A 23,669-nucleotide genomic window follows, 5' to 3' on the forward strand; every position below is an offset into this window, starting at 1 on the left:
TAAGTCGCGTATCGGGGCAGGGGTCGGGCTGGCTATGCTTGCGGCAAGCTCAAACTTACGGGAGGAACTCATGTTCAAATTGCCTCTTGCGGCCCTCGGGCTCGCGGCTCTTGCCACGGCGGCGCAGGCCCACGGAGACGTCGCGCCGCAGCCGGTGAATACCGATGCCCTGCCCGAAGTGGGCGAGGAATGGCTGACCGAAAACCCCTATCGCGGCCAGGAGACGGAGGTCTGGCAGGCGGCGATCGACATCGGCGGCAGCGGCTACAATCAGAACTGCGCCCGCTGCCACGGGCTGGGCGGCGTCTCTGGCGGGCTGGCCCCGGACCTTCGTTACTTGGAGGCCGAGGAGATGGGCGACGAGTGGTTTGTCGAGCGATTCCGCACCGGGTATACTCAGAACGGCATCACCAAGATGCCCGCTTTCGGGGAGTTGCTGGGCCAGAAGGCCGCCTGGGCAATCCGCACCTATCTGGAAACCCGGCCTGATGACGGCGCGCTGGATGAGGCCACCGGCCGGCTGCTGGAGATCCGCGATGAGCTGACAACCTTGGCCAGCGGCGGCGGCGGTGATGCGGCGGCGCTGCGGGCGGAGCTTTCAAAAATCGCGGAAGGGGTCGAAACCGGGTCCGGCGCTCCGGTGGCCGACAGCGCGCCCTACCGGGCTGCCAGCCTGATCGGCGGCGCGCAGCCGGACTTTGCCGGGGCCGCGGAGGTCCTGACTGTCGGCCTCTCGGCGGCGCACTGAGGCAGGGGGGCTGCGGCACATGAAACAGCAGCTGGCCGGATTTCTTGCGATTGCTGCGCTGGCCTGCGGCTGGGCGCAGCCCGGGCAGGCCCGCTGTGCGGATCACGTGCCGCAGCCCAAGCCGCAGAACGCCTCACGCGATATTGTCGGGCAGGACCTGGAAACCATCATCGAGCGGGGCTTCATCACCTTCGCGGCCTATGAGGAATTTCCCCCTTGGTCTTACGAGGAGGCGGGCCGCATCCAAGGCGCCGATATCGACCTCGCCCGGCTGATTGCCGCGGAGCTAGGGGTCGAGGCCCGCTTCACCCTGGTCGCGGCGGGCGAAAATCTGGACGCAGACCTGCGCAACTGGATCTGGAAGGGGCCGGTCGTGGGCGGCAGCGTCGCCAATGTCATGCTGCATGTGCCCTATGACAGCGAATTTGCCTGCCGGGTCGAACAGGTGGTGTTCACCGGCCAGTACCATGTGGAGGAAGTGGCGATTGCCTACCGCCGGGAGGCCTATACTGAAGACCCGCCGGTGCCGGCTTATTTCCGCTTCGACAGCGTCGCAGTGGAAAACGACTCGATTGCCGATTTCTACCTCTCGGCCTTTCCCGGCGGCCAGCTCAGCGGCAATATCCGCCGCTACCCGACGGCGGCGGACGCAATGGCGGGTTTGGATCGGGCAGAGACCAAGGCCGCAATGGGTCCGCTGGCGCAGCTGGAGGCCGGGCTGACTGAACAGACTGCCGTCCATACGCCGCCGCTGCCCGGCTTCTCCGCAGGCACATGGACCGCCGGGATAGCGGTGCATTTCTCCTACCGCCCGCTGGCCTATGCGGTGGAGGATGCGATTGCCGCCGGGCTGCAGGATGGCCGGATTGCCGCAATTTTTGCAGCCCACGGCCTGAGTCACCGGCCGCCAGAGCTGCGCTGATCCAGTTTACCTCAGCAATTTCACGCTGCCATCCTGCGCCAGCAGGGTGGCATTGGTGCCTGCAGGGAGGCGCGCCAGCGCAGCGGTGATTTCACCTTCGCTCATCAGGCAGAAGGCGGTGGAGGCCGCATCCGCCAGCGCGGCGCTTGCGGCCTCGGTGCTGACGGTGACCCATTTCGGCCGCCGGTCAAACGCGGGGTGCAGGATGTGCGCCGCACCGTGCAACTGCAAGGCGCCGGGGCTCGAGGTTGCCACGGCCCTGTTTTTCAGGCTGCAGGCGGCGAAGATGCCGTGCTCCGGATCGGCCAACCCGATGCGGAACGGACCGCCGAGGGCGGCAAACTCCCCGGCATTGACCAAAACCCGCTCCAGCCCCATGCGGCCTAGCGCGGCGCGGACCATGTCGGTGGCATAGCCCTGGGCAATGCCGTTGAATGTCAGCGCCTGTCCTTGCGCCAGCCGGATTGTCTGTTCTGTCACGGACACCTTGTGCCAGCCTGCGAGGCGGGCGGCCTTTCTGATGCCCTCACTGCGCGCGGCGGCCTGCCAGAGCGGCTGGACCGAAGGGTCGAAGACCCCAGCCGTTGCCGCGTGCATCCGGGTGCAGAGCCGGGCCAGATCCAGAAACCGCGGCGGCGGGTTCCTCAGAACCCCGGTCCGGTTCAGCTGGGACAATGCGGAGGCCGGATCGTAGAGGCTGAACAGCTGTTCGGCCTGCCTCAGCTGTGATAGCACGGCCGCTATCGCTTGGTCTGCCAGCAGCGGCGGCGCGTGAATGGTCAGACGCGCCTCGGCGCCCAAGGCAAATCCCCGCCAGGTTACAGGTGCTGCTTGTAGCGCCGGGGCCGTGGCACCAAGGGCGGCGGCAGAGATGGCCAGGAACCGGCGGCGGGACAGTTTGGCGCTCATTCCGCAGCCTCCAGCTGTTGTTTCTTGCGCGCTGCCAGGATCAGCGGCACGCAGCGGGCCGCATCGTCGTGGATCGACACACAGTCGAGACAGCCGAAGCATTCGTCATAGCGGACCGCGCCGGATGTTTCGATCGCGCCATAGACGCATTTCACCCGGCACAGCTGGCAGGGGCTGCCGCAGGCGGCCCGCCGGGCGATCCAGTTGCGCCGCCGCAGCAGCCCGCCCGCCGCCATCGCCGCGCCCAGCGGGCACAGGTAGCGGCAGAAGGGCTTGAAAAACATCAGTGCTGCCGCCAGCCAGAAGACGGCATATGCAGTGAAATACCACTCGCGCAGGAAATAGGTGGTGATCGCGGTCTTGAAGGGCTCAACCTCCGCCGCGGTGTCCACATGCTCCGGCGCCACGAACACCAGCGAAACCAGCCCGGCCAGCACCCCGTATTTTAGATACCGGAGCCGCCCGTCCCAGGCTGGCGGAAGCGCTGTTTGCGGCAGACCCAGCTTGCGGCCCAGATGGTGCGCGAACTCCTGCAGCGCGCCGAACGGGCACAGCCAGCCGCAGAACAGGGCACGTCCCCACAGGACAAGCCCGAGGATGGCAAAGCCCCAAAGCAGCAGCGAAAACGGGTCATAGGCGAGAAAGGCAAAGCTGCTGCCCCCAACCGCCGTGCGCAGCACGCCCAGCACGGTGACGATGGACAGCTGGCCCTGGCCCCACCAGCCGATGAACAGGGTGACAACCGCCAGCACCGACAGCCGCAGAGGTGTCAGCACCTTGCGGGCGGCGATCCGGCTCTGGGCCAGCAGCAGGGCGGCGGTCAGCGCGCTCAGCAGCAGCGTCAGAAGGATCAGATCCGTGCGGCGGCTGCGCAGTGCCTCGAGCCAGGGCGGCACAGGCGCCGGGGCCGCGTCCCGCAGGAAGAAGCGTTCGGGGGTCTGGTGCGTGACCGGAAATTCCACGGTGCCGGTCTCGGGCTGGAACATGCCGTGCTCGCGCACCGCCTGGGCGTGCAGGGTCCACTCCTGCGCCGGGTCAAAGCCGAGGCGGCGGTCGGCCCGCAGGATCATCGCCGTGCCGTCGTGCAGAGGCTGGGGCAGGTCCGGCGATAGCTCCACCAGCAGATCGCTGTCCCGCAGTGCCACCGGAAGGCCGTTTTGCGTGGCAAACACCCGGTCCGGGGCGGTGTTGCGGATGAACTCCGGGCTGACCAGCCCATGGCGGCCGGTCTCGATCAGCAAGAGCGGCTCATCATCAGGGGAGATCGCCAGGAAATCCTGCAACTCGCTGTAACCCTCGCGCGACAAAACTGCCTGCGCGATCGACGGCGGGCCGACGTCGATGATCCATAGATCCAGATAGGGCGCTTCGGGATGCTGTTGCGCCTCCGGATCGTCATCGGCCCAAAGGGTGCCGGCAAAGGCCGCGTCAACCTCCGCATTGGAGACGGTGGCTCGGGTGGCCAGCCACTGATCGACCAGCGCCGCCCAGTCCAGCGGCTCATTGTGGTCCGGGTCCGGCCAGGCCGGGGGCGCTGTAACAACACCGTGCATCTTCTCGCGCGCCACCGCCAGCGCGGCGGCCATCACCGAGTCATGCGCGATCCGCACCGACGCGGTCGCCTTACTCACTCCGTCGAGGTAGACAAGAGATGAGCCGGAACCCGTCTCACCGTAAGGAGTGCCGACGGTGATCGCCGAGAAGACCGACAGGCCGGGATACTGCTCGAAGAACCTGTGGAACGGGGCCGGGCCAAGCCCGGAAACAAAGACCGGCTCGTTATGGCTGATCAGCCGGACATCCAGAAAGGTGCCGTCCAGATCCAGCAGCACCAGCACGTTGACCGGCGCGCCGGAAAACCCGGGCAGGGGGGCCAGCGGCTCGGTTTCAAAGGCATAGCCCGCTTCCGCCCCGCCGGAGTTGAGCAGGGTATAGACACCCTTGCTGTTCACCGGCTCACCCAAAGAAAATGGCGGCATGATCAGGGCGCTGATCTCCTCGCGGGGCAATGGCGACGCCGCCAGCACGCCACCCGCAAACAGCCAGGCCTGAAGACAGAGTATGAACCGGGATACGCGCATGGCTGGCAGTCTGCCGGGCCCAAACACCCCGTGCCATAGGACCAAAGTCTGAGACTGCCCCTACGACCAAAGGCCAATACCGGGGCCGGAGGCAGGTAGCTAGGCTGAGGGGATTAAAGCCAGCAAAGGAGGATGAAATGGCCTGGTCTGCCCCGAAACTGAAAGAAATCAACTGCGGCATGGAAATCAACATGTACTCCCCGTCCGAGGACGAGGGCCGCGAATACGAACCCGATCTGTTCTGATCGCAAGACAGGAAAACGGCCATGCGGTTTCTGGTTCTTGGTGCAGCAGCGGGCGGTGGCCTGCCGCAGTGGAATTGCGGTTGCCGGAACTGCCGGGACGCACGTCTCGGCAGGATCGCTTCCGCCACCCAGTCCTCGCTTGCCGTGACACTGGACGGGCAGAACTGGGCGGTTCTGAACACCTCTCCCGATATCCGTGTTCAGTTGCAAAACTGCCCGTCCATGCACCCGCAATCGCTGCGCCACAGCCCGCTGCGCGCCGTGCTTCTGACCAATGGTGACATTGATCACATCGCAGGTCTTCTGTCCTTGCGGGAACAGTCGCCTTTCACCCTGTTCGCCACTGCCGGCCTGCTGGATGTGCTGGAGGCCAACCCGGTCTTCAACGCGCTTCCGGCAGCTGTTGGCCGTCATCCGGTGCGGCTGAGCGAGGGCTTCGAGCTGCTGCCGGGCTTGCAGGCTACAGTCTTCGCGGTGCCCGGCAAGGTGCCGCTGTTCATGGAAGACAGGCAGGTGCAGACGGATCTGATGGGCGATCAAACAGTCGGCGTCCGGCTGAGCGACGGTGCGAAAACCGCCTATTACATCCCCGGCTGTTCCGGCGTCTCCGCAGAGCTGCTGGAGATTTTGGCAGACGCTGACCACATCTTCTTTGATGGCACGCTCTGGCACGATCAGGAGATGATCCAGAGCGGAACCGGCACCAAGACCGGCCAGCGGATGGGGCATATCTCCATCAGCGGCCCCGAAGGATCCATTGCTGGTTTGCGGAGTGTGGACGCCGCCAAGACGTTCATTCACATCAACAACACCAACCCTGTCTGGCAGCCCGGCAGCGCCCAGCACGCGGAGGTTCTGGCCGCCGGATGGACAATTGCAGCGGATGGAATGGAGATTGCGCTATGAATGTCCAACCCCGGGAAATGCCGGCCAGAGAGCCGCTTGAGGGCCGCTTGCGCGCCATCGGCGCGGTGCGCTACCACGACAAGCACCCGTTTCACCACAGGCTGCACGGCGGGGAGTGTTCTCCCGACGAGGTCCGCGCCTGGGTGATCAACCGCTGGGCCTATCAGGCGGCGATCCCGATGAAGGACGCGGCCTTTCTGTCCCGCTGCACCGATCCTGCCATGCGCCGGGCCTGGCGCAGCCGGATTGAAGACCATGACGGCGGCGTCAGCGAAGGCGGCGGCATCCGCCGCTGGCTGCGGCTGGCCGAAGCGGTCGGGCTCGATCCGGACTACGTGGCCTCCGGCCGGGGCGTGCTGCCGGCCACTCAATTCGCTGTCGACGCTTATATCCGCTACGTCCGCGACATGCCGCTGCTGCAGGCGGTGGCCTCGTCGCTGACGGAACTGTTTGCGCCCTCTATTCACGAACGGCGGATCGAAGGCCTGCTGCAGCATTACGACTTCGCCAATGCCGCAAGCCTCTCATATTTCCGAAAGCGGCTGACCGAGGCGCCGAAGGACGTGAAATTCGGCTTGGCCTGGGTGCTGGAGAACGCCGGCACGCCGGACAAGGAAGACGCCGCCTGCGAGGCGCTGATCTTTAAAACCAATGTTCTTTGGGCGCAGCTGGATGCGCTCTGGGGGGCCTATGTGGAGCCGGGACGGATTCCGCCGGGCGCCTGGCAGCCGGGCGAGGGGCTGGCATGACGCTGGGGCTTGCCCTCTCGGACCGCCCCTATCTGCCGCGCGGGGTGCGGATGATCACGGACAACGTGCGGGGCGGCACGGTGCTGCTCTGCCCGGAAAAGGCCATCGCGCTCGATGCCATAGGCGAGGCGATCCTGTCGCGGGTGGATAGCAGCGCTTCGTTCAAGGAAATCGTTGCCGGTCTCGCGGCGGCCTACGATGCCCCGGCGGAGCAGATCGCCGGCGACGTGCAGCGCTTTCTGGCCGGGCTGCGGGCCCGCATGTACCTGGCGGTGCACCCATGACGGTGCCGCCGCCCATCGCGATGCTGGCCGAGCTGACGCACCGCTGTCCGCTGGCCTGCCCCTATTGCTCCAACCCGCAGGACCTGCTGGGCCGCGAGGCGGAGATGACAACCGGCGAATGGGCGGAGGCCTTCCGCCAGGCCGCGGAGCTGGGCGTCCTGCAATTGCACCTGTCCGGCGGCGAGCCCGCTGCGCGCCCCGATCTGGCGGACCTCACCGCGGCGGCACAGGGCTGCGGGCTCTATACCAACCTGATCACCAGCGGCATTGGACTGACTCCCAAGCGTCTGGATGCGCTGGAGGCGGCTGGGCTGGACCATATCCAGCTGTCGCTGCAGGGCACGAATGCGGAGCTTGCGGATTGGATCGGCGGCTACAAAGGCGGGTTTTACCGCAAGATGCAAATCGCGGCGGAGATCAAGGCCAGGGGAATTCCCCTGACACTGAACGCCGTGATGCACCGGCACAATCTGGATGATCTGGAACGCACCATAGAAATGGCTGTCGAAATGGGCGCGCGCAGGCTTGAGGTCGCCTGCGTGCAGTTCCACGGGTGGGCGTCCCGCAACCGGGCGCAGCTTTTACCCACCCGCGCGCAGACAGAGGCGGCCAAGCGCATCGTCGCCGAGGCGGAACAGCGGCTGCGCGGGGTGCTGGCCTTTGATTTCGTGCCACCCGACTACTACGCGGATTACCCCAAGGCCTGCATGGGGGGCTGGGGCACAGCCGGGCTGAATATCGCGCCGGACGGTACTGTGCTGCCCTGCCATGCGGCCCAGACCATCCCGCATTTGGACTTCGACAATGTCCGCAGCAAACCGCTGGCGGCGATCTGGTACGAAGGCGCGGCGTTCAATGCCTACCGCGGCACCGATTGGATGCCGCAGCCGTGCCGCAGCTGCGACCGCAAGGAGACCGATTTCGGTGGCTGCCGTTGCCAGGCGCTGGCTCTTGCCGGAGACGCAGGGGCAACCGATCCAGTGTGCCGGAAATCACCGCGGCACCAGACTGTGGTTGAGCTTCTAGAAACAGGCAGGAGCAATTCTGAAACTACTTTTGTCTACCGGCGCGCGGCTTGCTAGGTAACGCCAGCCTTGACCTAGGTTTTCGGAGCATCCTCGTGATAGGCATTCACCCTGGTTTGCGCGAAAAAAGCGCTGGGAAGCTGGCTGCTTCGAAACTGTGACAGGTCCATAGCTGGCAGACAGCTCTTGGCCAGTTTCTCTTCCGGAGCCAAGCGATAACCCTCCACAAGGCAACCGCATTGCAGTATGGTCATCACCTTGAAGTTGAGCAGCCCGGCGGCGAATACGATCCCGCGGGTCGGATAGTTCCGACTGTCCGCGTAGCAGACACGACGCGATCCGCTTCCATTGATTTGGCGCAATGCGGCGTCTTGTAACGCGGGTATCCTGATGGCGTTGGAATTCGAAAGCGAGCAATGGCAAGGTTTCTTATCATTCTCATTGCGTTCCTGTCGGCGATGCCGGTCTGCGCGCAGGATGAATCGCGTGCCTTCATCTTCGGCGGCGACGCATTTCTTGCAGGGCGGTCGGTGACACACGACGCAGCCGGGTCCGACGATCTGTTCATGGCTGGCGAGCGGGTCGTTGGAAAGACGGCCATCACAGGATCGGCCCATCTTGCCGGCCGCGAGGTAACCATGGACGGCGGGATTGGAGGCGATGCCTACGCCGCGGGCGAGGAGATCGCCTTGCGGGGCGACGTCGTTGGTGATGCGACCCTGGCCGGCCGAAGTGTCTCCGTGGCCGGCGTTGGCGGTGACTTGCGGGTGGCCGGATCCGAACTTCGCCTTGGCGGCGCGATCGGGGGCACCGCGATGATCGCCGGTGAAGTAATTGCTTTTGATGCCGTCGTCTCCGGCGATGTCAGTCTCGCAGCCAAGCGGGTGGCCTGGGGTGAAACAGCTTCGATTGGTGGGAGACTCATCGTCTTTGAAGAAGAGCCGGGCGAAACGGATATTCCGGAGCGGGTCGTGCCGGCCGGTCGTGTCGAGCGGCGTGAAATCGAGGATTGGGACGGGCCAAAGCCGCCGAGTTGGGGCCGCGTGATTGTAAAGTTCCTTATGGGGGTGGTCGTGGTTGCGGCACTGGCCGCGCTTGTTGCAGCGCTGGTGCCTGAACGCCTCGCCGAAATGCGGCGGCAGGTCTTGGCGCGGCCATTCCACACGTTGTGGATTGGCTTCATGGCTCAGTCGGCCATCATCGGTGCAGGTGTCCTTTTCGCGCTGACCATTATCGGCCTGTTGATGACCCCGGCATTGGTGGTTCTGGCGATTGCCGCCGGCTTTGCCGGGTACGTGGTCGCCGCCTATGCGTTCGGCGTTGGCCTTCTCCTCGCCTTCGGCCGTCCCGATCCGGACAGCATTGCAGAACGGGCGCTGGCGGCGGGCGTCGGCGCACTCACGGCGGGGCTTATCGGGCTGATCCCGTTCCTGGGCTGGCTATTCGTTCTCGTGCTTGTCCTCTCCGGCATCGGGGCGATCACAGTGCGGACGATCCGGCCAGTATTCTTTGCAGACACATACTGAACCTCAAGAAACGATCGGCAGCCTGCCGATCTATGAGCGCGAACAAACTGTTGATTTCTCGCTCGTGGCGAATGTTCAGTCTGGAGGCGCTGGACCGCAGTGCCGTTCTTGACAGCGAGAGTCCGGGTCGGTCCGTCCATGCAGAACGGCCGGTTTGGGTCAGATCTCGAGCACCTCAGCTATTGCCAACGCGTTTTCCAGTTCAACGCCGGGATACCGTACGGTGATGTCCATCTTGGTGCGGCCCGGCAAGAGCTGAACCGCTCGCAGGTTTCCGGTCTTGCGGTTGATGTGTGCGACTTTGGTCCGGCGCATCAAATGCCTTGGCCTGTCGCGGTTTGCTGCCGCTCCTTTGATAGCACTTATTGCACCCAAGGAGACGAGCTACGGGAACGAAACGTGCGGACGAATTGCGCGCTGTTGCGGTGCGGGTCGCGCTGACCAGCGGACTGACACGCAATCAGGTGGCGTCTGATCTGGGCGTTGGCGTATCGACGCTGAACAAGTGGATCACGGCGCATCCGCTGCCCGGCAGTGCATGTTTACATGCACGAGAAGGGCGATACGGAAGCGGTGCCGGAGAAAGACCTGGACTTTGCCCGTGAGAACGAGCGGCTTCGACGGGAGACCCGCATTCTCAAGGAGGAGAGGGACACCCTAAAAGAAGGCCACAGCCTTCTTCGCGAGACAAAAGCCATGAGGTTCAGGTTCATCGAAGAGCATTGCACAGAATTCCCTACAGCTCGTGTGTGCCATGTTATGGATGTCAGCTCACGAGGGTTATCGGCCCCGATTGATCACGGTCATTGGAAGACTTTCGATGTCGGGTAATCTCCTAGGGGTGTCAAAGCCTGTCCGGAGGCAGAGCCATGCCGATCTTTTTGGAACCTGCGGAGGTGATCGACGATCTGAAGGAATTTCGGTCCGTCCTGATCGTATCCTGTCCGATCTGCCCGCCGATGTGCGTCTCGATCCAACAAAAAAGCCCGTTCCTGCAACCGCTGAAGCATGGGCTTAAAACCCCGGCTTTCGAGGACTACATCGCCTCGATCAGAGAGGCGCTGGCCGGTCATGGCGTCCGCTCGGAAGCTTTCACCCTTCGCTTGCCCGTCCCGATGATGTGTCTTTGGACCGCGCGGCAACGCGCTCGGATCTTGAAGCGGGCGCAGGGCTTCGGTGCGGTGCTGGTTCTGGGATGCGACTCGGCGACATACACAGCGGCCGATGCGCTCAGAGGGACCGACTGCAAGGTTTTTCAGGGCATGGAGGTCAAGACGATCACAAACGCAACCACTGCGCTTGGGCCGTCGGCGACCGTCACCCTCGATTGGCACCCGCTCCCGAAGACTCCGAAAAGCGGTCAGTTCAATGGTCCCGACTGGGGAGAAAAGAGTCAGTCGACACGTCGGTGAGCGATGCCGCCCGCAACGATTAAGTGAGAGGATACTCTGATGAGTGTGATGGAACAGATGATGGGTCTGATGATGGGCCGGATGAGCAAGGAAGACAAAGAGGCCATGATGGACAGCATGATGGAGACGTTCTTTGCCGGCATCTCACCGGAGGAAAAGCAGAAGATGATGACAGACATGATGCCCAAGATGATGCCACGCATGGAACCTGCACAGCGCCGCAATTCAGCAGAGGCAATAGTAGAAGCGCTTGTGGATGAAGGTTCCAAGGGCCTGTCCGCAGACGAGCGGCGCGCCTATCTCAACGCACTGTCCGACGTCCTCGAAACAGCGTCATGAGAGGGAGGTGAGACCATGGCTGCGGCAGGCAATGGCAATACTGACTTTCCCGCCAAGTACTGTGTCGTACAGCCGAATGCGCTGCGCCTCGGAAAGGCGCAGCCCGGGGTCATGACGGCGTTTAACGGCCTGCACGTCGCGGGAATGGCCGGTGGACCACTTGACCATAAAACTAAGGAACTCATGGCGCTTGCGATCAGTATCGTTGTGCGCTGCGACGATTGTATTGCCCATCACGTGCACGACGCGATCGAGGCGGGCGCGACCCGGGAAGAACTGGAGGACGCAATTGGCGTCGCGGTGCTGATGGGGGGCGGCCCCGGTATGATCTACGCGACCCATGCTATCGAGGCAGTTCATCAGTTTCTCGATCGCCCAGGCTAGAACATGCCGTCCCGGCTTCTGCTGACCGCGTTCGCAACTCTCAATATAGCCGGTGGGTTGGCTTGCATTCTTGCGCCCGCGTTGATGCTTCGGTCCTTTGGAGTCGTCGTTCCGCCGATGGGTATCGTGATCTACCAGTTCTGGGGCGTCGCCGTGGCTGGCACCGGCGCGCTTCTCTGGCTTTTGCGGAACAGATGCGGCGACGGAATGCCGGTTCCCTTGGTGAGCATTCTGGTCGTGATGAACACCTTGAATGCCGCCATCGCCGTTAGTGGGCAATTCTCAGGGGCGAACGCATCAGGATGGGCAATGGTCGCATTGTACGTCTTGTTTGCACTCGCGTTTCTTGCCGTCGCCATTGGAGCGATACGACGGAACGGGTGGTGAGCGCGGCGCATCATCCCCTTCGATCCCACGCGGCGGAACCGGAATCCCTGGACTTCTACGCCCGCCGGGCCGAAACTTGGCAGATCCCGTCGCAGGCACGAATAGTTACGCATCATGCAGCCAGTCCCTCTTGCGTGTTCAGGGTATGGTGGGAGTGGAACGTCGGGTACTCTCGAATCTCCGGCGCTTTCTTGAGGCAGCTGCTGTTTCCCACTCGCCCGCGTCAAGCAGGTAGCAGAAGTCCGGCCTCAGTCGCCACCCGGCGCGATGTCTATGCATCCCGGCCAGGAAAACTCCGCTACGCTGAGATACCGCAGGAAGCAGTAAAGGCCGGAATGGGGATCGTCCCGCCAAGCGGGGGAGTGGAGAATGGCGATGACTCCTGCTTCCAAGTCTGGATGTCGCTTGGCGATGTCAGCAATGACCGTTCTGAAGGCTTCTGCGGACTGGCATTCATGCCCGCTTGCGGGAGGCTAATACGCCGGATTCCTGGATAATTTCAGAGACTTGATGTTCCTTGCGGTACGCCATGACATGCACCCCGGAAACACCGGCTATGTCACGCATCTGCTGGATCAGCTCCACGCAGATCTTCTTGCCTTCCTGTCCGGGCTTTTCAGCCTTCTCCATACGGTCAATGACCGCATCCGGAATGTGGATCCCCGGTACATTCGAGCGCATCCACCGTGCCGCCCGCGCCGAGGCCAGCGGGCCAACACCGGCAAGAATGTACACTTTCTTATCCAATCCCAAATCCCGTACCCGTGCCATGAACTTTTCGAACAGGGGAACGTCGTAGATGTAATTGGTCTGAATATATTCCGCCCCTGCCTCCACTTTCTTGGCCAGCCGTTCCGGGCGCCATTCATAGGGCGGAATGCAGGGGTTCTCAGCCGCCCCCAGAAACAGCAGCGGCGGGTTGGTGATGGTGCGCCCGGACAGGAATTTACGCTCATCCCGCATGGTCCTGATGGTGCGCAGCAGCGACAGCGAATCGAAATCGAACACCGGTTTTGCACCCGGCTGATCCCCGACGCCGACACCATCACCCGTCAGGCACAGAACATTGCTGACCCCCATGGCAGCTGCCCCCAGCACATCGCCCTGAATGGCGATCCGGTTCCGGTCCCGGCAGGAGATCTGATAGACAGGGGAATACCCGGCCCGGGTCAGCAGCGCGCTGATCCCTATGGAGGACATATGGCAATTCGCGCCCGAGGCATCCGTTGCATTTATGGCGTCGGCAACCTCCCCAAGCGGGCGCGCGGCGTCATAGACATCCGCAGGGTCCGCGCTGTCGGGCGGATTCAGCTCAGCCGTGATGGCAAAGCGGCCGGAGCGCAGCACCCGTTCCAGCCGGCTGTGCGAAACGTGGCCTTCGGGCGGCGGTGAATAGGGCTGGGGCAAACTGTGGTCCATCACTTTGCCCCTTTCTGAGCGCGCGCGGGTTCTTCCGCCAGCGGCGCGGCGGAGGGCTCATTTTTGCGGGCGCCGGGAAAGGCGTCGGCGATGGCCGTGCGGCGTTTTTCCCGGGCTTCACGCAGATGCGCTGCTTTCTCGCGGCTCACCCGCAGCCAGGATGACGACCCTTCGAGGTTGCGTTCGACCGGCGGCAGCACAGTTGCAATCTGTGCGCCGCCCTTCATCCGCGACGCACCGTCCCAGGCCAGCGCCCAAACGCATTTCATTTCCGGTTTGACCTCACAATACCCGCCGGGCCGCACCCCGCCGCACGGGCCGTTGCGCAGCTGCTTGGGGCAGTTCATCGGGCAGGACATGCCGGTCGAGGACAGCACGCACTGCCCGCACATCTGGCAGTCAAAAAGCACTGTCTTTACGCATTTCTCGACGAAAGCGATGGGGCGCTCGACCCGGTCGTAGCCGATTTTTCTCAGGACTGGGTCCAGGGCGATCATGACCTGCTCCACCCGCTTGTATATCCACTCAAAGCTGCGTGAGTGACGAATGGCGAACAGGCGAATCCGGTACATCAAGCTTCCCTTTCTCCAGGCACTTACATCGTCTTATCGTTTCCTTCGGCAGCGCTGGCGTTGAAATAGCCTCTGCGCACCAGGTCTGCATGGTCTGTCCCGTCTCCGGGCTGACGGTACCCGCCGGACATTCCGGGTCCGGCCTGGTCCGCATCTGTGGTCCGAGCAGACCTTGCCCGGCGGCGCCGGGCGCATAGCGGCGCGGCCGAAGTCCGCGGATTGCACCAGTCCTGAGTGTACAGCCACATCGAAAAGGCTCAATGAATTGTTAGTGTATCATTGGCCTTGGGTCCATCGGCACGATGGGTTGAGCCGCCTCGGCTGGCCCGGCAAGCACCTTAATCTGCGGCAGCGTCAGAACTAACTCATCGGGCTTGTGCCGGTGCGCAGCCATGCCGATCCGCCATTTTCTGGCCAGCGCGGTTGGCCTGAATAATCGGGTCAGGGCATCGCTCCGTTGACATGAATGTTGATTCATGTTTCATATTTGCCAGGGAGAAACCAGGGAGGAGCCCTCATGCTGCGCTTGTTTGCGTTGACGGTTGCCGGTGCATTGATGTCGTCTGCAGCCTCTGCCGAAATCCGGATTGCCCATGTTTACGGTAAAACCGGCCCGTTTGAGGCCTATGCGGCCCAGTCGCACATTGGCCTGCAGCTGGGGCTGGAATACGCCACCGGCGGTACCATGGAGATTGACGGCGAGAAGATCGTGGTGATCGAGAAGGACACGCAGCTGAAGCCCGATATCGGTCGTGCCCAGCTGGAAGAAGCTTTCGGCGATGATGACGCGCATATCGCTGTTGGCCCGGTAAGTTCAGGGGTGGCATTGGCCATGCTGCCGGTTGCCGAAGAGTATGAGCGCGTTCTGATCGTCGAACCCGCAGTTGCGGACTCGATCACCGGCGCGAATTGGAACCCCTACATTTTCCGCACCGGCCGCAACTCCTCGCAGGACGCAATTGCGAATGCGGTGGCGCTGGGCGGGGAGGGCGTGACCATTGCGACCCTGGCGCAGGATTATGCCTTTGGCCGTGATGGTGTGGCGGCCTTCAAAGAAGCGCTGGAAGCCACAGGTGCTTCGATCGCCCACGAGGAGTATGTGCCGACCGACACCACCGATTTCACGGCGGCGGCTGAGCGGATTTTCACCAAGATGGGCGAGGTTGAGGGCGAGAAGAAGCTCTTCATCATCTGGGCCGGCGGCGGAAACCCGATGGGCAAGATCAATGCCATGGAGCCAGAGCGCTTTGGCATCGAGATCGCGACCGGCGGCAACATTTTGGCCGCGCTGAAGGCCTACAAAGAGCTTCCGGGCATGGAAGGCGCGACCTATTACTATTACGAAATCCCTCAGAACCCGGTGAACGAATGGCTGGTAAAAACCCATTTCGAGCGGTTTGACAGCCCGCCGGACTTCTTCACTGCCGGCGGGATGGCGTCCGGGCTTGCGATTGTCGAAGCGATCAAGAAGGCGGGGGGCGCAGAGGACACAGAAGCGCTGATCGAGGCGATGAAAGGCATGGCCTGGGAAACCCCGAAAGGCACAATGCAGTTCCGCGCCGAAGACCACCAGGCCATGCAGGCCATGTATCACTTCCGCACCGAGATTCAGGACGGCAAAGACTACGGCGTGCCGGTTCTTGTGCGTGAGATAGGCATGGATGAAATGAATATCCCGATCCGCAACCAGTAAGCTGCGGGATGTTTCCCGCCCATCCTCCGGGGCGGCCGCTGCGGCCGTCCCGGGGCAGGGATAGAGATCAATGACCCAGACACTTCTTGAAACGGACGCGCTGACCGTGCGCTTTGGCGGCCATGTGGCTGTCGATGCGGTCTCCTGCAGCTTTCACGCGGGCGAGCTGACTGCCATCGTCGGGCCGAACGGCGCGGGCAAGACCACCTATTTCAATCTGATTTCGGGCCAGATCCCGGCCAGCTCCGGCACGGTCAGGCTGATGGGCGAGGACATCACCCGTCTTGGCGTGGCCAGCCGCTGCCGCCGCGGGCTGGGGCGGGCGTTTCAGCTCACCAATCTGTTTCCCAGCCTGACGGTGCTGGAAAACGTGCGCCTGGTGATCCAGTCGCGCCAGCACAAAGGGTTCGGGCTGTTTTCGATGGCGGACAGCCACACGGAACTGACCGTGACGGCAATGGCCATTCTGGAGCGGGTGCGGCTGGACACGCAGAAAGACCAGCTAGTGTCTGAGCTGCCGCACGGCGATCAGCGCAAACTGGAAGTGGCGCTGCTGATCGGCCTGGATCCGACGGTTTACATGTTCGACGAACCGACGGCGGGGATGAGCGTCGATGAAGCGCCGGTGATCCTGGACCTGATTGCGGAAATCAAGGCGGACCGGGAACGCACGGTTCTGCTGGTCGAGCACAAGCTGGACGTGATCCGCAGCCTCGCCGACCGCATCATCGTTTTGCATAATGGCGCGCTGGCTGCCGACGGCCCGCCTGCCGAGGTCATGGCCTCAGCCGTGGTGCAGGAGGCCTATATGGGCAAGGAGCTGGATCATGTCTGACCCGATCCTGTCGCTGCAAGCGGTGCATACCGACATCGCGCAGTATCATATCCTCCAAGGGGTAGATCTTGAGGTGCCGCGCGGCCAGGTGACCATGCTGCTGGGCCGGAACGGCGTTGGGAAGACCACGACGCTGAAAACCATCATGGGTCAATGGGCCGCCAAGTCAGGCAATATTCTGTATGACGGCCAGGACATTACCCGTCTGCCCGTGTCAGCGCGCGCAAGGGGCGGTATCGGCTTTGTGCCGGAGGACATGGGGATCTTCAGCGACCTGACGGTGGAGGAGAACATGGTGCTGGGCTGTACCTCCGGGCCGCTGGATGGCGCACGCAAGGAATGGCTGCTGGGTGCCTTTCCGGCCTTGGGCACCTTCTGGAACAGCGAGGCGGGCAACCTGTCAGGCGGGCAGAAGCAAATGCTGTCGATTGCCCGCGCCATGGCCGAAGACCGCCAGCTGTATCTGATTGATGAGCCAACCAAGGGGCTTGCACCGGCGATCGTCTCGACCATGGCCCAGGCGCTGCGGGAGCTGAAAGGGCAGGGAGCGTCGATTTTGCTGGTGGAGCAGAATTTTTCGGTCGCCAGGGCGCTGGGCGATAGCGCCGCGGTCATGGATGACGGCCGGGTGATCTGGACGGGACCGATGGCGGAGCTGGCAGAAAACAAGGACCTTCAGGAACGCCTGATGGGTCTCAGCATGGAGGCGCACTAAGATGACCGCAGCCCCTGATCATAGACCGACTTTTGCCAGCGTCAGCCTGGCAGAGCGGTTGGATGGCGCGTTGCCGGTATTGCTGGTCCCGGTACTGGTTGTTCTCGGCTTTTTCGCCATAGGCGTGCCCTCATCCTGGCTGACACTGACTGTCTCCGGTTTGGCCATGGGAATGATGATCTTCATCATGGCTTCGGGGCTGACCCTGGTTTTCGGCCTGATGGACGTGATCAACTTCGGACACGGGGCCTTTATTTCGGTCGGTGCCTTTGTCGGGGTTTCCGTGCTCATTGCGCTGGGCGAGTGGACCGGGGCGGCATCGCTGCTTTTGAACATGTCCGCGGTCTTTCTTGCTGTGGTGGCCGCTATGGCCGTGACCGGCGCACTGGGCTGGGGATTTGAGCGGATTATCGTCAAGCCTGTTTACGGCGCGCATCTCAAGCAGATCCTTGTGACCGTTGGCGGCCTTATTGTGATCGAACAGCTGATCCATGTGGTCTGGGGCCCGGATGAGATCTTCTTCAACCGCCCCGAAACCCTGAAGGGTGCTGTCACCTTTGCCGGGGCTGCGATGGAGAAATACCGCCTTCTGGCCGTGGGTGTCGGGCTGGTCCTGTTTATTGCCATGCGCATGGTTCTGCGCCGCACCAAGATCGGCCTGATCGTGCGGGCCGGGGTGGAGAACGGGCCGATGGTCGAAGCGCTCGGCTACCGGCTGCGCCTTGTGTTCGTCGGCGTTTTCATCGCCGGGTCCGCCTTGGCCGGGCTGGGCGGCGTGATGTGGGGCCTATATCAGGAGGTCATCACCGCCGGGATGGGCGAAAAGATGATGGTCCTGGTCTTCATCGTCGCAATCATTGGCGGGCTGGGGTCTGTCGAAGGCGCCTTTATCGGTGCGCTTCTGGTTGGGCTGATGCAGAACTACGTGGCCTTTCTGGAGCCGAAGCTGGCGCTGGTGTCGAACATCGCGCTGATGACCGCAATTCTGATGTGGCGGCCGCAAGGCATGCTGCCAGTCGTGAAGGCGAAATAAGATGATCGTTAAACTGCTCTCCGGCGATAAGCCGCGCTCTGCTGTTCTGACCGCCGTGCTGCTGGTGATCCTGATCTGCCTGGCCGGTGCGCCGTTCATCTTTGACGGCGTGCGCCCGCTGGATACAGCAGCACGGATCTGCATCTTCATCCTGCTGGTGGCAAGCTATGACCTTCTGCTGGGCTACGGGGGGATCGTCAGCTTTGCTCACACGATGTTTTTCGGCCTTGGCGCCTATGGGGTCGCGCTTGCATCAACGCATATGGGACGCGGATTTGATGCCCTTCTGGCCGGATCGTTCGCCGGTGCGCTGGCAGCCGTTGTCTTGGCGCTGCTGATCGGCCTGTTCAGCCTGCGGGTGCGGGCGATCTTCTTTGCCATGATCACGCTGGCCGTGGCGTCGGCTGTCGCGGTCCTTGTGTCGCAATTCTCTGCCATCACCGGCGGCGAGGACGGCCTGACCTACAAGATACCGCGGGTTCTGACCTCGGCCAACCGCATGGGCGAGTTTCTAGGCACACGGGTCAGCGGCAAGATCCTGAATTACTATCTGGTGTTCACCGCCTCGCTCCTCTTGTTCCTGCTGCTTCTGCGCATCGTGAACTCGCCGTTCGGCCGCGTGCTGCAGGCGATCCGCGAGAATGATTTCCGGGCCGAGGCGATCGGATACCGCGTGGTGTGGTACCGTACCGTTGCCACCTGCCTGTCGGCGGCTACGGCTGCGCTGGCGGGTAGCCTCTTTGCCATCTGGCTGCGCTATGTCGGGCCAGATACCACGCTCAGCTTCGAGATCATGCTCGACATCCTCTTGATGGTCGTGATCGGCGGCATGGGAACGATGTATGGCGCGGTGATCGGGGCGACCCTGTTCATCCTGGCGCAAACCTATCTGCAAAACCTGATGGGCAGCGCCTCTGAGTCAACCGCCGCCCTGCCGCTGATCCCCGATCTGCTGGATCCGGACCGCTGGCTGATGTGGCTGGGCATCCTGTTCATTCTCAGTGTCTATTTCTTCCCGTCCGGTATTGTCGGCCGGTTGCGCGAACGGCGCGCGTCATGACAATTCCTGTTCTCTTTCTCCATGGCTGGGCGATGAACGGGGCAAAGTTCAACGACACGGCAGAGCGGCTGGGGCCAGAGTTCGACTGCTATGCCCCCGATCTGCCGGGGCACGGCGGACGGCTGGGAGACGAGGCGAGCCTTGACGCCTGCGCGGCCGTTGCAACGCAGTGGATCGAGAGTCTGGACCGGCCCATCCTGGCCGGCTGGTCCATGGGGGCAGGGGCCGCATGGCGCCATGTGGCGAAGCATGGAACGGCGGGACTGCGCGCGCTGATCACCATCGACATGAGCCCCCGGATGCTGCCGGATGAGGATTGGGATCTGGGCCTGATCGGGCAAAGCGCCGAGGCCATTCTGGCAACCTCTGGAAAAATCGTACCGGAGTGGCCCCGCATGGCCAGCAGTATCGCGCGCAATATGTACGCCCTCTCCAGCGATCCGGTCCCAAGCCGCGAGGACATAATTGAACTGCTGCTGGCACAAGATCCTGCACGCCTGCGCCCGCTGTGGGACGATCTGGTTGCCATGGATGAGCGGGAAACGATCGCAAAGATCGCCGTTCCCTACCTTGTCTGCTCTGGGTCGCAGAGCAGGCTATACAGCCAGGAAGCTGCGCAATGGATCGCGTCGCAGGCCAAGCACACCCGGGTGGAAAGTTTCGCGTTTTCAGGGCATTCGCCCCATCTGGAAGAGCCTGAGGCCTTTTGCGATGCCATCAGGCGCTTTGTTGCGGCAGAAGGGCTCGCGACACCAAATCAAGACCAAGAAGTGACCCGATGACCAAGCCGACAACCGCCAAACCCAAAACCAAACGCGGACAGGAACGCCGGGCCAAGATCCTGGCCGCAGCCGAACAGGTGATCGGCCAGAAGGGCTTTGCCGCAGCCTCCATCGCGGACATTACCCGAGCCGCCGAAACCGCGCTGGGCACCTTCTACATCTATTTCTCGGGCAAGGACGAAGTCTTTCGGGAACTGGTTCAGGACATGGGCCACGCCACCCGGTCCCAGGCCGCAGAGCGGGTCGCCGGGGCTGCAAACCGGCTGGAGGCTGAGCGCGCAGGTTTGGAGGCCTATCTGACCGTGGTGCGCGACCGCCCCTTGCAATACCGCATTGTCGAGGAAGCCCGCTTTGTCGATCCGGAAGCCTACCGCGAATATTACACCGAGTTCGGCAAGGCATACGCGGATCAGCTGGATCAAGCAGCCGGAAACGGAGAGATTTCTCCGGGCGACGCCGAGGTGCGCGCCTGGGCTTTGATGGGAATCGCCAAGACCCTGGGTGAGCGGTTCGTTCTTTGGGAGGACGAGGCTGACATCGAACGGGTTGTTGCCGAGGCCCACAAGTTCATTTGCAACGGATTGGCGCCATGAGCGGATCAGTCTCCTGCGACGAGGTAGTTCTGCCAAACGGCGAACCTTGCTTCCGGATCACGATGAAGGCTCCTCGCGCAAATGCGCTGGAACCCGGTCTTTTGCGGGACTTGCACCGTGCGTTCGACACAGTGGAGCAATCCGGCGCCCGAAAGGCTCTGATCACCGGCGGTCGCAACTTCTCAACCGGGGGCGATGTTCGCCGGTTTTTCGAGGCGGCACAGAATGGCCGCGCTGAGAGCTACGCTGATGAAGTGGTCCCGGTCCTGCAAAACCTGATCATGCGGATAATCGCAATGCCCGTGGTGATTGCGTCAGCGGTGCGCGGGGCCGCAACCGGCGGATCGGCTGGTATTCTGTTTGCATCCGACATCGCCGCCGCTGAGCAGGGCGCCTTTGTGCAACCCTATTACGGCGTCATGGGCTTTGCCCCGGATGGCGGGTGGACCGCGCTGCTGCCTGAGTTGATCGGTGCCAGACCGGCGCAGAGCTGGCTGATGGCAAACTGCCGCCGCGACGCAGCGGAATTACAGCGCCTCGGACTGGTTCAGGCGGTTGATGCAGATCCGGAAACCCGGGCGCTGGCGCTCTTGGCGGGCATTGACGCAGGCTCTGCGCTGGCAGCAAAGTCGATAATTTGGAACAGCCCGCGGCTGACCGCTGTCCGGGCGGGGCTGGACGCGGAGACAGCCGCCTTCCGCAAGTTGATCGGGCGGCAGGAAACCCTGTTGCGCATGACAGATTTTCTTCACTCAACCGGATAAGCGTGATGTTTGATTTAATCCCGGATATGGCCGCAAAACGGGCAGAGATTACGCCCGGTGAATTGGCTTTTCACGATACCACGACCGGACGCGGCTGGAGCTTTGCCCGGATAAATGATGCGGCGAATGCGGTCGCGGCGGGCTTCAGGGCGCGGGGCCTGGTTGAAGGCGACCGCGTCGCTATCATTTGCCAGAACCGGGTGGAGTTCTTTATTTCACTGTTCGCCTGCCAGAAAACCGGGGTCATTCTGTGTCCGCTGAACTGGCGGCAGCCGGCGCTGGAATTGGTGGAAATCCTGGCTCAGGCCGGGATCTCCTTGATGCTGACGGACGCGGAGTTTTTGGACACGGCCCGCGAAGCGGCGGCGGGTATGGGCGCGCCGGTCCTGACAATAGAGGATGATCTTGCCGGCTGGATCAGAGACGGGGGGCCGGCACTGAAGGCTCCAGTGCCCTCTGAGCGTCCATGGTACCTGCTGTTCACCTCCGGCACCACCGGCTTGCCCAAGGCGGTCATCCAAACGGCGCGCATGGTCTGGGCCAATACCGTCAATATCGGACAGGCCATTGATATTGCTTCAACGGACAGGGCGGTTTGCTTTTTGCCGTTGTTCCACACCGCAGGTATCAATCTGTACACTTTGCCGGTTTTTCTGACCGGCGGCAGCTCAACCATTCTGCCGAAATTCGAGGCCGAAGCGGTCCTGGGCCTGCTGGCATCCGGGCGGATCAATCAGTTCTTCGCTGTGCCGGCGGTTTACCAGGCCCTGTCGCTGATGCCGGGCATCGAAGATTTGGATTGGTCTTCGATCCGCTGCGGCTGCGGCGGGGCGCCTCTGCCCGAACCGCTGATCCGCTTCTTTGGCGCGATGGGTGCCAATGTGCTGAACGGCATGGGGATGACCGAAACCGGCCCGACCGTTTTCCTGATGGATCCAGCTCATGCGGCACAGAAAATCGGATCCGTCGGGAGACCTCAGAGCCTTGTCGAAGTGCGCCTGGACGGAGTGGCGGATGGTGCCGAAGGGGCGGGTGAACTGCAGGTTCGCGGACCAGGGGTCACACCCGGCTATTTCGGCAACCCGGACGCGACGGAGAAGACACTTGCCGGGGACGGCTGGCTGGCCACCGGCGATGTCGCGCGGCGCGACGCGGATGGCTATTACTTTATCGTCGACCGTATCAAGGACATGTTCATCTCGGGCGGCGAAAATGTTTACCCCGCCGAAGTCGAGAGGGTGCTGAATGCCCACCCTGCCATTCTGGAAACAGCGGTTGTGGGCGTGCCGGACGAAAAGTGGGGCGAAGCAGGCGCGGCTTTCGTGATGCTTCGGCCGGATCACACGCTTGCACCGGAAACCCTGCGCCCGTGGTGCCGGGAGCGGCTTGCCGGGTACAAGGTGCCCGCACATGTGAGGATCGTTGAAGATTTTCCCCGCACGGCCGCCGGCAAAGTATGCAAACCCAAGCTGCGCGAGGCATTCAGCTATGATTGACCTTCAGGAATACTGGACCCCGGCGCAAGCAGAGTTCGACGCTTTTGCGGACGTTTCCGGCGATGACAACGCGATCCATGTGGACCCCGTGTTCTGTGCTTCCACGGCCTTTGGACGCACGGTGAGCCACGGGATGCTGATCTATTCCAAGCTTTGGGGGATGCTCAAGCGGCACGACGAAGATCTTGCTCAGGTCAGCCAGAGCCTGATGTTCCCGAACCCGGCTTTTGCGGGCGAGGAGCTTAGCTTGCGGATTGCGCAAGAAGCGCCGGGCCGCGTGAAGATGCTGGTCACGCGGGTGTCGGATGGCGCGGAATGCTTAGTCGGGGAGGCAGAGATCACATGCTGACTGTAGGGCAATCGGCGCGGATCACACGCAGCTACACCCGGAAAGACCTTGCGGCTTATGCGGCGTTGAGCGGTGCCAGTGCGGAAAGCGTGCCAGAGCCGCTGATCGCGGCCCTGTTCTCTTATCTTCTTGGGGTAGAGCTGCCGGGGTCGGGCACCAACTATCTGAAACAGGATCTGGCGTTTAAAGCCCCCGCACCGCTGAATACTGCGCTGGAGGCCAAAGTTGAAATCACCCGGCTGCGGCCGGAGAAACAACTTGTGGATCTTTGGGCCAGTTGCACCGCGCCGGATGGCACGGTCCTTTGCGAAGGACGCAGTCTGGTGAAGGCCAAGGACGTTCCGGGCGCCTTTCCCGCCTGAAACACCAGGGAAGAGCCGTACTGGGCCGTTCGGCCCTGGCACTGAATTGCTGATCGTTGAGCGGCCCGCCAAGGGTGCG

27 protein-coding genes and 2 pseudogenes are annotated in these 23,669 nt (G+C 62.7%); 23 read left to right on the forward strand and 6 right to left on the reverse strand.

What is annotated here, in order from left to right; translation table 11 throughout:
- Positions 1-70: 70 nt before the first annotated feature.
- Together pedF and ACTRWG_RS03165 are read left to right on the forward strand one after the other, a co-directional pair.
- Positions 71-748, forward strand: a complete 678-nt coding sequence (gene pedF, locus ACTRWG_RS03160; RefSeq protein ID WP_027236490.1) for a cytochrome c-550 PedF — start codon at positions 71-73, stop codon at positions 746-748.
- A gap of 19 nt (positions 749-767) precedes the next feature.
- Complete coding sequence (locus ACTRWG_RS03165) at positions 768-1,670, forward strand: substrate-binding periplasmic protein (protein WP_027236491.1); 903 nt, start codon at positions 768-770, stop codon at positions 1,668-1,670.
- Positions 1,671-1,676: 6 nt separating this feature from the next.
- On the opposite strand, the gene ACTRWG_RS03170 is transcribed toward ACTRWG_RS03165, so the two are convergent.
- Complete coding sequence (locus ACTRWG_RS03170; RefSeq protein ID WP_036797381.1) at positions 1,677-2,579, reverse strand: FAD:protein FMN transferase; 903 nt, start codon at positions 2,577-2,579, stop codon at positions 1,677-1,679.
- On the reverse strand, positions 2,576-4,660 hold the full coding sequence (locus tag ACTRWG_RS03175) for a 4Fe-4S binding protein (RefSeq protein WP_027236493.1): 2,085 nt from the start codon (positions 4,658-4,660) through the stop codon (positions 2,576-2,578). The genes ACTRWG_RS03170 and ACTRWG_RS03175 overlap by 4 nt, the downstream gene beginning before the upstream one ends.
- Before the next feature lie 137 nt (positions 4,661-4,797).
- Here ACTRWG_RS03175 and pqqA point away from each other — a divergent pair, with 137 nt between their 5' ends.
- The 6 genes from pqqA to ACTRWG_RS03205 all read left to right on the forward strand — a co-directional run bounded on the left by pqqA (position 4,798) and on the right by ACTRWG_RS03205 (position 9,395).
- On the forward strand, positions 4,798-4,905 hold the full coding sequence (pqqA, locus tag ACTRWG_RS03180) for a pyrroloquinoline quinone precursor peptide PqqA (protein ID WP_027236494.1): 108 nt from the start codon (positions 4,798-4,800) through the stop codon (positions 4,903-4,905).
- Between the two features lie 21 nt (positions 4,906-4,926).
- Entirely contained in the window at positions 4,927-5,811 is an 885-nt protein-coding gene (gene pqqB / locus ACTRWG_RS03185) for a pyrroloquinoline quinone biosynthesis protein PqqB (RefSeq protein ID WP_027236495.1), read from the forward strand.
- Positions 5,808-6,560, forward strand: coding sequence for a pyrroloquinoline-quinone synthase PqqC (gene pqqC / locus ACTRWG_RS03190; RefSeq protein WP_245597376.1), 753 nt, complete (start codon positions 5,808-5,810; stop codon positions 6,558-6,560). The genes pqqB and pqqC overlap by 4 nt, the downstream gene beginning before the upstream one ends.
- On the forward strand, positions 6,557-6,844 hold the full coding sequence (gene pqqD, locus ACTRWG_RS03195; RefSeq protein ID WP_462828940.1) for a pyrroloquinoline quinone biosynthesis peptide chaperone PqqD: 288 nt from the start codon (positions 6,557-6,559) through the stop codon (positions 6,842-6,844). The genes pqqC and pqqD overlap by 4 nt, the downstream gene beginning before the upstream one ends.
- The gene (gene pqqE, locus ACTRWG_RS03200; protein ID WP_027236498.1) at positions 6,841-7,926 is read left to right on the forward strand and encodes a pyrroloquinoline quinone biosynthesis protein PqqE; all 1,086 of its coding nucleotides are present in this window, start codon (positions 6,841-6,843) and stop codon (positions 7,924-7,926) included. Before pqqD ends, pqqE begins: the two co-directional genes overlap by 4 nt.
- 359 nt (positions 7,927-8,285) lie before the next feature.
- Positions 8,286-9,395 (forward strand): hypothetical protein, encoded by a 1,110-nt coding sequence (locus ACTRWG_RS03205; RefSeq protein ID WP_027236499.1) that lies wholly within the window; start codon positions 8,286-8,288, stop codon positions 9,393-9,395.
- 159 nt (positions 9,396-9,554) lie between these two features.
- Here ACTRWG_RS03205 and ACTRWG_RS03210 read toward each other — a convergent pair.
- Positions 9,555-9,716, reverse strand: a pseudogene (locus tag ACTRWG_RS03210) (integrase); the annotation flags it as partial.
- Positions 9,717-9,760: 44 nt separating this feature from the next.
- Between ACTRWG_RS03210 and ACTRWG_RS03215 the strand changes: the two are divergent.
- The 4 genes and pseudogenes from ACTRWG_RS03215 to ACTRWG_RS03230 form a co-directional block, all read left to right on the forward strand.
- Positions 9,761-10,184, forward strand: a pseudogene (locus ACTRWG_RS03215) (transposase); the annotation flags it as partial.
- Between the two features lie 80 nt (positions 10,185-10,264).
- Positions 10,265-10,807, forward strand: coding sequence for a hypothetical protein (locus tag ACTRWG_RS03220; protein ID WP_027236501.1), 543 nt, complete (start codon positions 10,265-10,267; stop codon positions 10,805-10,807).
- Between the two features lie 39 nt (positions 10,808-10,846).
- Entirely contained in the window at positions 10,847-11,146 is a 300-nt protein-coding gene (locus ACTRWG_RS03225; protein WP_027236502.1) for a hypothetical protein, read from the forward strand.
- A 15-nt stretch (positions 11,147-11,161) separates the two neighbouring features.
- Positions 11,162-11,530, forward strand: coding sequence for a carboxymuconolactone decarboxylase family protein (locus ACTRWG_RS03230; protein WP_027236503.1), 369 nt, complete (start codon positions 11,162-11,164; stop codon positions 11,528-11,530).
- 131 nt (positions 11,531-11,661) lie between these two features.
- Here ACTRWG_RS03230 and ACTRWG_RS03235 read toward each other — a convergent pair whose 3' ends face one another.
- From ACTRWG_RS03235 to ACTRWG_RS03245, 3 genes are all read right to left on the reverse strand, one after another.
- A complete protein-coding gene (locus tag ACTRWG_RS03235) occupies positions 11,662-12,033 on the reverse strand; it encodes a hypothetical protein (protein WP_154667787.1) in 372 nt (123 codons plus the stop codon).
- A gap of 337 nt (positions 12,034-12,370) precedes the next feature.
- Positions 12,371-13,336 carry a methylenetetrahydrofolate reductase gene (locus tag ACTRWG_RS03240; RefSeq protein ID WP_027236505.1) on the reverse strand — a complete coding sequence of 322 codons (966 nt, stop codon included), beginning with the start codon at positions 13,334-13,336 and terminating at the stop codon, positions 12,371-12,373.
- Complete coding sequence (locus ACTRWG_RS03245) at positions 13,336-13,908, reverse strand: methylenetetrahydrofolate reductase C-terminal domain-containing protein (protein ID WP_027236506.1); 573 nt, start codon at positions 13,906-13,908, stop codon at positions 13,336-13,338. Before ACTRWG_RS03245 ends, ACTRWG_RS03240 begins: the two co-directional genes overlap by 1 nt.
- A gap of 517 nt (positions 13,909-14,425) precedes the next feature.
- Between ACTRWG_RS03245 and ACTRWG_RS03250 the strand changes: the two genes are divergently transcribed.
- From ACTRWG_RS03250 to ACTRWG_RS03300, 11 genes are all read left to right on the forward strand, one after another.
- Positions 14,426-15,601, forward strand: coding sequence for a substrate-binding domain-containing protein (locus ACTRWG_RS03250; protein ID WP_027236507.1), 1,176 nt, complete (start codon positions 14,426-14,428; stop codon positions 15,599-15,601).
- Between the two features lie 70 nt (positions 15,602-15,671).
- A complete protein-coding gene (locus ACTRWG_RS03255) occupies positions 15,672-16,436 on the forward strand; it encodes an ABC transporter ATP-binding protein (RefSeq protein WP_027236508.1) in 765 nt (254 codons plus the stop codon).
- Positions 16,429-17,151 carry an ABC transporter ATP-binding protein gene (locus ACTRWG_RS03260; protein WP_027236509.1) on the forward strand — a complete coding sequence of 241 codons (723 nt, stop codon included), beginning with the start codon at positions 16,429-16,431 and terminating at the stop codon, positions 17,149-17,151. The genes ACTRWG_RS03255 and ACTRWG_RS03260 overlap by 8 nt, the downstream gene beginning before the upstream one ends.
- A gap of 1 nt (position 17,152) precedes the next feature.
- On the forward strand, positions 17,153-18,184 hold the full coding sequence (locus ACTRWG_RS03265; RefSeq protein ID WP_027236510.1) for a branched-chain amino acid ABC transporter permease: 1,032 nt from the start codon (positions 17,153-17,155) through the stop codon (positions 18,182-18,184).
- A 1-nt stretch (position 18,185) separates the two neighbouring features.
- Positions 18,186-19,244, forward strand: coding sequence for a branched-chain amino acid ABC transporter permease (locus tag ACTRWG_RS03270; RefSeq protein WP_027236511.1), 1,059 nt, complete (start codon positions 18,186-18,188; stop codon positions 19,242-19,244).
- Positions 19,241-20,026 carry an alpha/beta fold hydrolase gene (locus ACTRWG_RS03275; protein WP_084299579.1) on the forward strand — a complete coding sequence of 262 codons (786 nt, stop codon included), beginning with the start codon at positions 19,241-19,243 and terminating at the stop codon, positions 20,024-20,026. The genes ACTRWG_RS03270 and ACTRWG_RS03275 overlap by 4 nt, the downstream gene beginning before the upstream one ends.
- Positions 20,023-20,619, forward strand: coding sequence for a TetR/AcrR family transcriptional regulator (locus tag ACTRWG_RS03280; RefSeq protein WP_027236513.1), 597 nt, complete (start codon positions 20,023-20,025; stop codon positions 20,617-20,619). The genes ACTRWG_RS03275 and ACTRWG_RS03280 overlap by 4 nt, the downstream gene beginning before the upstream one ends.
- On the forward strand, positions 20,616-21,383 hold the full coding sequence (locus tag ACTRWG_RS03285) for an enoyl-CoA hydratase/isomerase family protein (RefSeq protein ID WP_084299581.1): 768 nt from the start codon (positions 20,616-20,618) through the stop codon (positions 21,381-21,383). The genes ACTRWG_RS03280 and ACTRWG_RS03285 overlap by 4 nt, the downstream gene beginning before the upstream one ends.
- 5 nt (positions 21,384-21,388) lie before the next feature.
- Positions 21,389-22,879 (forward strand): class I adenylate-forming enzyme family protein, encoded by a 1,491-nt coding sequence (locus tag ACTRWG_RS03290; protein ID WP_462828942.1) that lies wholly within the window; start codon positions 21,389-21,391, stop codon positions 22,877-22,879.
- Positions 22,872-23,228: a MaoC family dehydratase gene (locus ACTRWG_RS03295; protein WP_027236516.1), complete on the forward strand. Its 357-nt coding sequence runs from the start codon at positions 22,872-22,874 to the stop codon at positions 23,226-23,228. The genes ACTRWG_RS03290 and ACTRWG_RS03295 overlap by 8 nt, the downstream gene beginning before the upstream one ends.
- Positions 23,222-23,590: a hotdog family protein gene (locus tag ACTRWG_RS03300; protein ID WP_027236517.1), complete on the forward strand. Its 369-nt coding sequence runs from the start codon at positions 23,222-23,224 to the stop codon at positions 23,588-23,590. Before ACTRWG_RS03295 ends, ACTRWG_RS03300 begins: the two co-directional genes overlap by 7 nt.
- The last annotated feature ends 79 nt before the right edge of the window (positions 23,591-23,669 follow it).

It is taken from the genome of Leisingera sp. G5_S3_59_S7 (assembly GCF_054968485.1).